The 12,531-nt window shown below is 66.4% G+C and carries 8 protein-coding genes; 2 read left to right on the top strand and 6 right to left on the bottom strand.

Features of this window, described 5'->3' with window-relative positions; translation table 11 throughout:
* Nucleotides 1-2: 2 nt before the first annotated feature.
* Nucleotides 3-5,234, bottom strand: coding sequence for an alpha-2-macroglobulin family protein (locus AC6LJ2_RS23990; protein ID WP_498152326.1), 5,232 nt, complete (start codon nt 5,232-5,234; stop codon nt 3-5).
* A 145-nt stretch (nt 5,235-5,379) separates the two neighbouring features.
* Nucleotides 5,380-5,694 (bottom strand): ATP-dependent Clp protease adapter ClpS, encoded by a 315-nt coding sequence (gene clpS / locus AC6LJ2_RS23985; RefSeq protein ID WP_025135841.1) that lies wholly within the window; start codon nt 5,692-5,694, stop codon nt 5,380-5,382.
* Nucleotides 5,695-5,920: 226 nt separating this feature from the next.
* Between clpS and AC6LJ2_RS23980 the strand changes: the two genes are divergently transcribed.
* Nucleotides 5,921-6,166, top strand: coding sequence for a cold-shock protein (locus AC6LJ2_RS23980; RefSeq protein ID WP_006220277.1), 246 nt, complete (start codon nt 5,921-5,923; stop codon nt 6,164-6,166).
* Between the two features lie 102 nt (nt 6,167-6,268).
* On the top strand, nt 6,269-6,787 hold the full coding sequence (locus AC6LJ2_RS23975; RefSeq protein ID WP_263910974.1) for a DUF192 domain-containing protein: 519 nt from the start codon (nt 6,269-6,271) through the stop codon (nt 6,785-6,787).
* A gap of 136 nt (nt 6,788-6,923) precedes the next feature.
* On the opposite strand, the gene pcaF is transcribed toward AC6LJ2_RS23975, so the two are convergent.
* From pcaF to sodB, 4 genes are all read right to left on the bottom strand, one after another.
* Nucleotides 6,924-8,129 (bottom strand): 3-oxoadipyl-CoA thiolase, encoded by a 1,206-nt coding sequence (gene pcaF / locus AC6LJ2_RS23970; protein ID WP_263910976.1) that lies wholly within the window; start codon nt 8,127-8,129, stop codon nt 6,924-6,926.
* 154 nt (nt 8,130-8,283) lie between these two features.
* On the bottom strand, nt 8,284-9,690 hold the full coding sequence (locus AC6LJ2_RS23965; RefSeq protein ID WP_445656884.1) for a chloride channel protein: 1,407 nt from the start codon (nt 9,688-9,690) through the stop codon (nt 8,284-8,286).
* A 179-nt stretch (nt 9,691-9,869) separates the two neighbouring features.
* On the bottom strand, nt 9,870-11,567 hold the full coding sequence (locus AC6LJ2_RS23960; protein ID WP_263910980.1) for a methyl-accepting chemotaxis protein: 1,698 nt from the start codon (nt 11,565-11,567) through the stop codon (nt 9,870-9,872).
* Between the two features lie 328 nt (nt 11,568-11,895).
* Nucleotides 11,896-12,474, bottom strand: a complete 579-nt coding sequence (gene sodB, locus AC6LJ2_RS23955; RefSeq protein ID WP_025135836.1) for a superoxide dismutase [Fe] — start codon at nt 12,472-12,474, stop codon at nt 11,896-11,898.
* Nucleotides 12,475-12,531: the final 57 nt, after the last annotated feature.

Below are 12,531 nucleotides of genomic sequence, written 5' to 3'. Positions count from 1 at the left end.
GGTCAAGGACGCTGCTTGGCGCCGCGATCGCGGATCTCGACCGTGCTCCATTGCTCGCCTACGCCACGGATCTCGGGCCGGTACATGTCTTCGGCCACCGTCGAGGGCACCGCATAGCGGCCCGGCGTGACGACCCGCACGAGATAGAACACATCGACCTTGCCACGACCCAGCGACACCGCCGCAACATAACGATCATCGCGGAATTCGCGGTGCTTGATGTTGGGGTCGGCCATCGCGTCGGCCACACGGCGTCCGCCGATGCTCCAGTCCTGCATCTCGGGGCTTTGCGACAGGTTCAGGTTCTCGACCTCGAAGCCGGCGGGCACGCGGTCCACCAGCAGGCCGTCCGGAATGTTCTGGTTGGCGCTGGCCTGGACCCACACCACCAGCATGTCGCCGGTCTGCAAGGTGCCGCCATCCCAAGGCTTGCCGTCAGGACGGTACCAGCCGCGCTTGAGCTGGATGACGTCGTTGCGCGGCGCCGGCACGGACATGGGGCTGCCCTGGATGTCGTACTCGATGAACAGCGACTGGCTGCCGGTATTGACGAGCTGCGTGCCCGCCAGTTCGGCCGCGGTCAGCGACACGGTCTGGTCGGACTTGCCGCCGGTCAGCGGCTTGCGTGCGCCGTTGACGGTCAACGTGGCTTCCCAGGGCGTGCCCTTGTCGCCGCCCGCGGCGCGCGCGGCCAGCAGCAAGGCCATCTGCTCTTGCGTCGACAGGTACGAGCGGTTGCCCAGGCGCGCGGCCAGCTGCGACAGCAGGTTTTCGACCCGATCGTGGCGCAGTTGGTACTGGTTGGCCAAGGCATAGGACAGGGCGTAGTCACGCACGGCGCTGCCGTAATCGCCCATCCACTCGTCGTAGTAGGCGCTCTGGCTGCGGCGGGAGATGCCGTATTCACGCGACATGGCCTGATCCAGCGCGGTCTTCATGCGCCCTTCGTCGCCCATCAGCTTGAAGGCGGCGGCCAGCTGGATCAGGGGCAGCGGCGAACGCGCGCGTTCCTGGTAGTTGTCGAACAGCTGGCGCACCGTGGACAACGGCGCCTTGTTGTCGCGCGCCAGCACCAGCACGGCGGTGGCCAGGCCGGCGAAGCGGCGATGGTCTTCACGCAGGGTGTTGACGTCGCCGCTGTCCAGGCGGCCCGATTCGACGTTGCGCTTCAGGTTGGCCGACCAGGTGCCGAACGAGCCACTGCTCTGCTGCACTTGTTCGAGCAGCCACTGGCGCGAACGGTCCAGCGACGCCTCGGGCACCGCGAAGCCCTTGTCGCGGGCGTCCTGCAGGAAGCCCACGGCGTAGGCCGTCAGCCACACGTCGCGCGAGGACGAGCTGCTCCACAGGTTGTACGAACCCACGGCATTGCGCATGCCGGACAGGCGGCCGATGGCGCCGGCGACCTTGGCTTCACGTTCAGCCTGGGTGCGCGGCTTCAGGCCGAACTGCTTGGCCGCGTCTTCGTCCAGCATGACCCAAGGCAGGGTCGCGCTGATGGTCTGCTCGGTGCAACCGTAGGGGTAGTTGAGCAGGCCTTCGACCAGGCGGTTGACGTTGAACGGCGGACGGTTCGAGACCGTCAGGCTGACCGTGGTGGAATCCGGATAGTAGGACGCGATCCACGACGCTTGCGGCGCGTTGGACTCGCCCGGGTTCAGGCGCAGGCGGCGCACCTGGCGCTCGGCCGCGTAGGCCGGCTGCACCTGCAGCACCGATTCGCGCACGATGTGCACCGGCTTGCCGCCGCCCTGTCCGTCCACGGTCAGGCGGATCAGGCCCAGCCCGTACGAGCCGGTGGTGGTGGCGTTAAAGCGCAGGGTCGTGCGTTGCTTGTCCTTGAGCGTCACGGTACGCGTACCGTCGACGATGCCCAGCGGATCCAGCGCTTCCAGCTTGACCGTCACCTTTTGATCGGCGCCGCTCAGGTTGGTGACGTCCAGCGCGATAGCGGCCTGGTCGCCCGGGGTGATGAAGCGCGGCGTGTTCAGCTCGGCCACGATCGGCGCCGCCACCACCATTTCGGTGTCGGTGCTGCCGAAGTTGTCCGGCGTGAACGCGACGGCCATCAGGCGCAGCGTGCCGTTGAAGTCGGGCAGGTCCAGCGGGATGTCGGCTTCGCCCTTGTCGTTCAGCTTGACCGGGCCCGAGAACAGGTCGACCAGCTTGACCTTCTTGGGCAGGCTCTTGCTGTCGCCGCGCATGGCGGCGTCACCGCCCCACTTCAGCTTGCCCTTGGTGCCGTCCATCTTCTCGATGAGCTTGCCGTACATGTCCAGCAATTCGGGCGCGTAGCGGTGCTTGCCGAAGAAGAAGTCCAGCGGATCGGGCGTGCGGTACTGGTTGATGTTGAGAATGCCCACGTCCACGGCCGACAGCGTCACCATGGCCTGCTTGCCCTGGGCGCCATCCACCTTCACGCGGACCGTGGTCTTGGTTTCGGGTTCGGTCTTGGCAGCCGCCGTCAGCTTGACGTCGAGCTTGCGGTCGGCGCTGGCGATCGGCAGGAAGGCCAGGCCCAGCGCGCGCGCCGGGGTCACGCGGTCGCCTTCGCTGCCAGGACGGAACACCGCCGCGGCCACGTACAGGTCGTGACGCTTCCAGGTCTTGTCGATGGGAATTTCGACCTGCGTGCCCGTTGCCTTCACGGCCACCCAGGTGGACCACAGCATGCGGTCGCCTTCCACGGTGATCAGCGCTTGGCCGTCGTGCGGCGGCGTCAGCGTCAGTTTGACGGTGTCGCCCGGCTTGGCCGGCACGCCTTCCAGCTTCATCTGGACGCGGTCGGGGCGGTTGCCCATGGCGTCGGCGTCCTGCGCGTTCCAGCCCGCGTAGAAGCGGTAGCGCAGGGTTTCACCCGTTTCAGGGTCGGCGATTTCCAGGCGGTAGCGGCCCCACTTGACCGGCACGGTCAGCTGGGTGCGGTCTTTCAGGGCGATCTCGCGCGAATCGACCAGTTCTTCGGTTTCGGTATAGCCGCTGTTCCAGCCGCGCTGGTCATCGAAGCGCCAGTAGTACTGACGTTCTTCGCGGTACAGGCGCATCTGGGCCTGGGCCAGCGGCACGATCTTGCCTTGGGCATCCACGCGCAGCACCTCGAAACCGGCAGGCGCGCCTTCACGGGCCACGTCGCTGTCGAACTGCGGACGCACGGCGATCAGCTTGTCGGCGGGCCAGACGCTGCGTTCGATGGAACGCACCACCGGGCGGCCGCCCGATTCCAGCAGGCTGGCCGAGACCCGCACCTTCATGGGCGAGTGGGTGCCATCGGTACGCGGTTCGACTTCGAGCTGGGCGGCGCCGGTGGAATCCAGCGCGGCTTCGGGCAGTTCCTCGAAGTGGCGGCGGGTATCGTCGGCCACGTCGCCGAAGATGAAGCCGGGCCATTGCTGCGGCAGGGCAAAACGGTCGCGCTTGACCTGGAAGCTGGACAGCAGGCGGTTGCCGGCGGCGGGCGCACCATACAGGTAATCGCCCTGCACATCGACGGTCAGGGTCTCGATGGGCGACAGCACGTCCTGGTCGGACGTCAGCGCCATCTTCATGCGTTCAGGCAGGAATTCCTCGACCTGGAACTTCCACGAGGCATCGGCCACGCGCGAAGCGGGGTCGACGCGCAATTCCAGCATCCAGGCGCCCGTCTGGGCGTCGGGCGGCAGGTCGATGGCACGCTCGACATAGCCTTGCAGGTCCTTGGCAGGCTGCCACAGCGTGGTCGACACCACGCGGCCGTCGGGGCGCTTGATCGTGGCGGTCAGGGGCGCAGCGGGCATGACGCGGCCGTCCAGGTCGCGCGGCAGCACCGACACGTGGAAGGTTTCGCCAGGGCGGTACAGATTGCGGCCGGCATAGACGAACAGGTTGTTGGGGCGGGAAATATGGCCGCCGGTGTCGAACTCAGACAGGTCCAGCGCCGGCTCGGCCAGCGCCAAGACCGTCATTTCCTTGTCGCGCGAGGCACGGATGACGCGCGCATTGGTGAAGCTGCCTTCGAAACGCACGTGGCCCTGGGCATCGGCCTGGGCCTTGGCCAGCGATTTGCCGGCGCCATCGACCAGTTCGAAGACCGCGCCGGAAATGGCCTGGCCGGTCTTCAGGGACACCGAATAGGCCTCGATGCGGTCGGTGTAGCGGCGGGCATGCAGGCCGATGTCGCTGACGTAGAAATAGGTGACCTGGTATTCATAGCGGAAGCGGCCGGGCTGGCTCATCACCGCGATATAGATCCCGGGTTCCTGCAATTCCTTGACGCCTTCGACGGGCAGGAACGTGACGTGGCGGCGGTTGGGCTTGTCGTCCGTCAGGAAACGGCCCTGGTAGACGCTGGTGGTGAGCGAATTCAGGCGATCCAGGTCCCAGTTGCTGACCGAGCCCTTCAGGCTGCGGTTGTCGGAATAGCGCCAGCCGTCTTCTTCGTCGTAGCCGCCCGCGCTGTCGTCGTCATCCGACGAGGCGTTGGTGTTGCGGCCGATGCCCAGCACCGATTCGAACAGTTCCGGCACGCGCTCGGGCGCGACACGCAGGAATTGCACGTCGACCTCGGGCACGTTGACGGTGGCCACCGGCAGGCCGCCGTTCTGGCCGGCCGGCAGCACCACGCCGCGGCTGGCGAAATAGAACGAAGGCGGCATGGCTTCGGTGGTCACTTCGCAGTGCGAAGCCGTGGCCAGGGTGACCTTGTCGCCGGCGCCCGGCAGGCCCGCGCGCACCGAGATGGCGTACGAGCGCTGCGGCTGGACGTAGGGGAAATAGACCATGCGGGGGTTGTCGCCCACCACCCAGTTGCCCTGCACGATCTTGCCCTTGGGGGCCGAATCGCCGGGTTTGACGGACGCGGGCTGGTCGCCGGGGCGGGCGGCCTGTTCGCTGTCCTGGTCGGGCTTGCCCGACGCGGCGCCGGTGTCGATGACCTGCAGGAAGCTCTCGAGCTTGGCCTTGGCGTCGACCGGCTGGGTGAAGGTGACCGCCAGCGCCAACGAATCGTTGTATTGGCGCGGCTGGCAGTTCAGCGCGGCGAACGGATCGGCGGCGCCTACCGTGGCCGAGGCCGGCAAGGCGGCGGGCTTGGCATCCGCCGGGGCTGCGGCACTTGCCGCGGGCGCGGACGTTGCCGCAGGCGCCGTGGGCGCGGCGGACTGCCCGCCCTTGCCCATCCACCAGCCCACGCCCAATGCGCCGGCCAACACGATGACGCCGGCTACCGCCAGCCAGGTCTTGCTGTTCTTTCCACTCACGGCAAACCTCCCCGCCTACTCGAATGCGTCGCTCCTTTGCGGCGGAGCTGCCGACCTGCCCCGCGCGCTTCTCGGTGCGCGGGCCCTGCGGTACTACCCTGTGCAGCACAACGCCGCCTGTTGCGGCGGCGTTTTTTTCTATGTTCTAAACGGGTTCCATCACGCATTGCAGCGGATGCTGCCGCGCCCGCGCATACTGCGCCACCTGGGCGATGCGGGTGGCGGCAAGGTCGCGCGGATAGACGCCGCACACCCCGCGGCCTTCGTGATGCACCTGCAACATGATCCGGGTGGCCTCTTCGTGGTTCTTGTTGAAGAACTTCTGCAGCACCTTGACGACAAATTCCATGGGGGTGTAGTCGTCATTCAGCAACAGGACCTGGTACATCGGAGGCGGCGCGACACGCGCCGGAGCCTTCTCGACGGCCAAATCATGCTGGGTATCCAAGGTAGAACTCATAGGGCGGCTATTCTATTTAATCAGGGGACGGCTTGCATGCAACTTACGCAAAATTACACGTAGAAATGCGTAGTTTCCATACTTGACTCCGCAAAGAAAAGCGGCGCATTATCCACGCATTCTGGGGTTTTCAATTCACCGAAAACCTGCCAGGAGGCCGGAGGGGGGACAGGGGTCTAGGCCGCGATGCCCTTCTGTCAACATACGATTCAATGAGGCAGTCCGCATGTCTGATACGACCGCAACCGCCGTCCAAGGGGACAATCCCAAATCGACGGGCACCGTCAAATGGTTCAACGATGCAAAGGGGTTTGGCTTCATTACGCCCGACGACGGCGGTGAAGATCTGTTCGCCCACTTTTCGTCCATCCAGATGAATGGTTTCAAAACCCTGAAAGAAGGCCAGAAAGTGGCATTCGAGATAATCCAGGGGCCCAAAGGCAAACAGGCGCTCAATATCACCGCTGCCTGAGTTACCCTTTTAAAGCGCAACGGTAAGGTTGCGCCATTATCAGGCGGGGCTTTCGGGCCCCGCCTTGTTATTTTCTAATTACTGCGAATACCGCGTCGGGTCATGCTGAAGAATGCTGCTTTGTTTCATGTCGGTCGTACGTTGTTCAAGACAGCGTTCATTAAAGCGGCATCCCGCGGCGCGTTTTGCGCGCTGCTGAGCGTTACCGCGCTGGCCCTGCCCGTGGCGGCCAGCGCCCAGGCCCCGAGCGGACCGCAGGCGCCGCTGCCCACCACGCAACTGGCTGCCGGCATCCATATTATCCGCGCAGAAGTCGCCAACACGGAAGCGACCCGCCGCGACGGCCTCATGTTCCGCAAGGAACTGCCCGGCAACGACGGCATGCTGTTCGTCTTCGAGCAGCCCGACGTGCAGTGCTTCTGGATGCGCAACACGCTCCTGCCCCTGTCGATCGCGTTTATCGCCGACGACGGCACGATCGTCAACATCGAAGACATGGCGCCGCAGACCGACGACGCCCACTGCTCGAAAAAACCGGTGCGCTACGCGCTGGAGATGGCCCAGGGCTGGTTCGAGGGGCACGGCATCAAGGCCGGCCGCAAGATCGACGGATTGCCCTGAACGCCTCGCACGTATCGCGTGCCGAATCATAAAGCAAGGGAGCCCGAGGGCTCCCTTATTGTTTGCCCGCCCGAGGTGCGGGCGGACCGGCCGGCCTGGGACGCGGCTTGCCGCCGAGCCCCTTGGCCGCCTCGCGTCAGACGCGTTCGATGATCAGGGCGATGCCCTGGCCCACGCCGATGCACATGGTGCACAACGCGTAGCGGCCGCCCGTAAGGTGCAGCTGGTTGATGGCGGTGGTGGCCAGGCGGGCGCCGCTGGCGCCCAGCGGGTGGCCCAGGGCGATGGCGCCGCCGTTGGGGTTGACGCGCGGATCGTTGTCGGCGATGCCCAGTTGGCGCAGCACGGCCAGGCCCTGGGCGGCGAACGCTTCGTTCAGCTCGATGACGTCCATCTGGTCCAGCGTGAGGCCGGTCTGGGCCAGCACCTTGCGGGTGGCAGGCGCCGGGCCGATGCCCATGATGCGCGGGGCGACGCCGGCGGTGGCCATGCCGACCACGCGGGCACGCGGCGTCAGGCCGTGGCGGGCGGCGCCCTTTTCGTCGGCCAGCAGCAGCGCGGCCGCGCCATCGTTGACGCCCGAGGCGTTGCCGGCGGTGACCGTGCCGCCTTCGCGAACCACGCCCTTGAGCTTGGCCAGCGCTTCAAGGCTGGTTTCGCGCGGATGCTCGTCCTTGGAGACGACGATGGGGTCGCCCTTTTTCTGCGCGATGGAGACCGGCACGATTTCGGCGTCGAAGAAGCCTTCTTTCTGGGCGCGGGCCGTCTTTTGCTGGCTGGCCAGGGCGAACAAGTCCTGGTCTTCGCGATTGATGTTGAAGTCGTCGGCGACGTTTTCAGCCGTTTCGGGCATGGAATCGACGCCGTACTGGGCCTTCATGAGCTTGTTGATGAAGCGCCAGCCGATGGTGGTGTCGTAGATGGCGGCGCTGCGCGAGTAGGCGCTGTCGGCCTTGCCCATGACGAAGGGCGCGCGGCTCATGCTTTCGACGCCGCCGGCCAGCATCAGGCCGGCTTCGCCGGCGCGGATGGCGCGGGCGGCACTGCCTATGGCGTCCAGGCCCGAACCGCAGAGGCGGTTGACGGTGGCGCCGGGCACTTCGACCGGCAGGCCGGCCAGCAGCGTGGCCATGCGGGCAACGTTGCGGTTGTCTTCGCCGGCCTGGTTGGCGCAACCCAGGATGGCGTCGTCGATTTCTTCCCAGCGCACGTTGGGGTTGCGCGCCACGAGGGCCTTGATGGCTACGGCTGCGAGGTCGTCGGGACGCACCGAAGCCAGCGCGCCACCATAGCGGCCGAAGGGGGTGCGGATCGCGTCACAAATATAGGCATGCACGGTCATGGGAAGCTCGAATGGAAGTGAAGAAATCGAATGCCGTCGATCTTAACGCAGCGGTTTCGCGCCAAGTTGGTGCACCGGCGGGATGTCCGCAGCACGGACAGTGTCCAACCGCTGTTCACTTATGCACCACGATGAGGCCGGGTGGGCGACCGCGCTACGAGGACGCGGGGCCGGACTTGGCCGCGCGACCGGCCTCGACGATGGCCTGGCGCCGAAAGCGGCCCGCGGCCAGGTGATAGAAGGGCTGCGGGCAGAACTGGCGCGAGACGCCGGAGGCCAGGAGCGAACCGACCAGCAGCCAGAACAGCATGGGTTGGCTGCCCGTCATTTCCATGACGACGACGCTGGCCGTCAGCGGAGCCTGCGTGGCCGCGGCCAGGAAGGCGGCCATGGAGACCAGCACCAGCACGCGCTGGTCCACGCCCTCGCCCGCCAGTTGCCAGATGTGGTGGCCGATGCCGGCACCGGTGGTCAGCGCCGGCGTAAAAATGCCGCCCGGTATGCCGGCCCAATAGGACGCGACGGTGGCGGCCAGCTTGGCCAGGCCGAATCCGGCCGGCAAGGCCTCGTGCGCCTGGCCCGACAGCAGGTCGGCCGCCGCGCCATACCCCGTACCGTAGACGCTGCCCGCGGTGGCCAGGCCGATCACGGCCAGCGCCAGGCCCATGGCGAAGGCGGTCCAGATGGGATGGGCGCGAATCCAGCTGCGCCACTTTGCCGGCGCCATGCCGGCCGCGCCCTTGCCCAGCAATCGCGCGAAGATGCCGCCCAGCGCGCCATTGAGCAGCGCGCAGCCGATCACCCAGCCCAGCATGCCTTGCGTCAGCGGCGCCCCGCCGAAAACGCCGAAATAAGGATTGTTGCCGGCCACCGCCACCACCAGGAAGCCCGCCGCCAGCACACCGATCAGCACCAGGCGCTGCCAACGCAGCACCGTGCCGCGGCCCAGTTCTTCGATGGCGAAGATGACGCCGGCCAGCGGCGCGTTGAACGCAGCGGCCAGGCCGCCCGCCGCGCCGGCGGCGATCAGTTCATTGGCGTGAAAGCCCCGCAGCTGCACCCCGCGACGCTTCCAGAAATTGCCCCAGGCCAGCATGACGGCGGCGCCCACCTGCACCGAGGGCCCTTCGCGGCCGATCGAGGCGCCGGCCAGCATGCCGAAAAATGCCAGGGGAATTTTCCAGAGCGCCTGTGCCAGCGAGACCAGGCTGTGCTGGCTGGGGCCCGGCGGCAACGACAAGGCGCCGATGACCTGGGGAATGCCGCTGCCGACGGCATTGGGCGCGAACCGCAAGGTGGCCCAGCGCAGGGCGGCCAGGGCGCAGGGCAGCACCAGCAAGGCCAGCCAGCCATAGGCCGCGGTCCATTCGCGATTCCATTCCAGCGCACGGTCGGCCAGATAGGCAAAGCCCAGCGAAACCAGCGCCACCAGCGCGGCGCCCCCGAGCAGCAAGGCCATCTGTACGCTCTTGCGCGACAGGCGGTTGGCCTGGCGCACCTTGCGGCGCAGGAAGTGGCGGGAGCCGGTGGCGATACGGCGCAACGGAGTGGGCAGGTTCATGGGACGCTGGGCGGCGGTGGCAGACAGGACGTAGCGGACAGAGGTCACCCGCCAACGTCGCTAACCTTACCATCGCCGCCTGACTGCCAGCCCACAATGCTTGTTCGAGCCGCGTGGGCGGCCCCTGCCCGATCGCTGCAAGCCGGCGGGGCCTGCGGCCAAGGCCCCGCGCCACGCGATCAGAACGTGGACCAGTCGTCGTCCGAGGCGTGCGCCAGGGCGGGACGGGCGGAGGCGGCCGCCGGCCTGCGCGGCGCGACGGGGATGGCCTGGACCAGGCGTGCCTGCGCGGCGCCGGCCGAAGCCGCATCGGCCCCGGCATCGACCTTGAAGCGGCGCACTTCCTGCGCCAGCCGGCCGGCTTGTTCCTGCAAGCTGGCCGCGGCCGCGGCGGCCTCTTCCACCAGCGCGGCGTTCTGCTGCGTGACGGTGTCCATCTGCGCCACGGCCTGGTTGACCTGGCCGATGCCGGAGGACTGCTCGGCCGAGGCGCTGGAGATCTCGCGCACCAGGGTGGCGACCTGGCGCACGCTGTCGACCACTTCACGCATGGTGCGGCCGGCCTCGTCGACCTGGCGGGTGCCGCCTTCGACGCGGTTGACGGACTCGTCGATCAAGGCCTTGATTTCCTTGGCGGCCACGGCGGAACGCTGCGCCAGCGTGCGCACTTCGCCAGCCACCACGGCAAAGCCGCGGCCCTGCTCGCCCGCGCGCGCCGCTTCGACGGCGGCGTTGAGCGCCAGGATGTTGGTCTGGAACGCGATACCGTCGATCACGCCGGTGATATCGGCGATGCGACGCGAGCTGTCGGAAATGGCGCTCATGGTCTGCACCACGCCTTCGACCACTTCGCCGCCGCGCACGGCCACGGTCGAAGCCTGCGTGACCAGCCGCTCGGCTTCGCTGGCGTTGTTGGCGTTCTGCTGCACGGTGCTGGTGAGCTCTTCCATGGACGCCGCGGTCTCTTCCAGCGACGAGGCCTGCTCTTCGGTGCGTTGCGACAGGTCGGAGTTGCCTTGCGCGATCTGCGACGACGCGGAGGCAATGCTCTCACAGCCGTCGCGCACGTCGCGCACGATGCGCGCCAGGCTTTCGTTCATGGCTTTGAGCGCGCCCATCAGGTCGCCGGTTTCATCGCGCGTGGCCACCTGGATGTCGGTGGTGAGGTCGCCCGCGGCCACCTGGCGCGCGGCCGTCACGGCCTGCTGCAGCGGCCGGACGATACCGCGCGTCACCAGCCAGCCCAGCAGCATGCCGACCGCCACGCCGACCACGGCGAGCACGATCATGACAAGGCGCACGGTCTCGTAGAGGTCGGTGCCTTCCTGCACCGATTGCGCGGCGACCTTTTCCTTGCCCACGGCCAGGTCGGTCATCAGGTCGTCGAGCTTCTGCGACGAGGCGATGACGCGCTTTTCGATGGCGTCGACCTTGGCATCGGCCTGCGTCAGCGAATGCGATTGCGCGGCGGCGAAGAATTCAGCCGCCTCGCGCTTCCAGACCTGCTCGGTTTCAACGAACTGCGCCAGCAGGCGCTTGCCCTCTTCCGCGTGGAAATTCGCGGCGGCCTTCTCGCGCAGCGTGTCCATGGTCTTGACCGCGTCGTCGAACTGCTTGCGCAAGGCCTGGCGTTCTTCCTGGGTCGAGGCGGCCAGGAAACCGCTGCGGGCTCGGCCTGCGTAAATGAGGTTGATATTGGCTTCTTTGAGGTCCGAAATGCCTCGCAGCTCGGTGTCGTAGAGCCTGTCGTTCATTTCGTTGATGCGGGCGAGCCCCCACACGCCAAAGGCGCCGATGGCGCCGCCGATCACCGCGACCAGCAGGAACGCGCCCGACAGGCGCGCGCCGATACGTAAACCCGAAAAATACCGCAACATGCTTCCCATCCCGTTCAATTGCCACGGTTTATGGCGGGCGTGCCGCAGTCATTGGCCCCGTGGCTCAGTCGCAGACCGGGGGCAACGATAGCGTTTGCGATTTCCCGCAAGAACGCGAAAGAACTGGCTGTTTATTCTTCATTTCACCGCAATGAACTCGACAATCGACACCGATTGCGGGCCCTATGACCCGGGAACGACGCAAAGCTGAATTCTGGCTGAAAAAAACGAAAGGCCTCTCGTGCAACGAGAGGCCTTCTTCAGTGCGAGCGGATCATGCCGCGACCGACCGGACGTCGGCTACGCGAGGATCGCGACGCGGCGCCGATCAGGCGAAGTTCTTGGCCGCGAATTCCCAGTTCACCAGCGCCCAGAAGTTTTCCAGGTACTTGGGACGGGCGTTGCGGTAGTCGATGTAGTAGGCGTGTTCCCAGACATCACAGGTGAGCAGCGGCTTGTCGGCCGTGGTCAGCGGGGTAGCGGCGTTGCTGGTGTTGACGATGTCGACGGAGCCGTCGGCCTTCTTGACCAGCCAGGTCCAGCCCGAACCGAAGTTGCCGGCGGCCGACTTGTTGAAGGCTTCCTTGAAGGCGTCGAAGCTGCCCCACTTGGCGTTGATGGCGTCAGCCAGCTTGCCGGTGGGTGCGCCGCCGGCCTTGGGAGCCAGGCTGTTCCAGTAGAACGTGTGGTTCCAGATCTGGGCGGCGTTGTTGAAGATGCCACCCGAGGACTTCTTGACGATGTCTTCCAGCGACAGGTTCTCGAACTCGGTGCCCGGGATCAGGTTGTTCAGGTTCGTGACGTAGGTCTGGTGATGCTTGCCGTAGTGGAACTCCAGCGTCTCTTTCGAGATGTGCGGAGCCAGTGCGTCCAGTTCGTAAGGCAGGGGGGGAAGAGTATGTGCCATGTGTGGGTTCCTTCTGTTGAGTGCACGATCAAGCCGTTCAATTGTATCGGCAACTCT

This window comes from Achromobacter sp. 1014246743 (assembly GCF_059760725.1).
The sequence above is the reverse complement of the archived record's forward strand: the minus strand, read 5'-3'. Positions and strand labels throughout refer to the sequence as shown.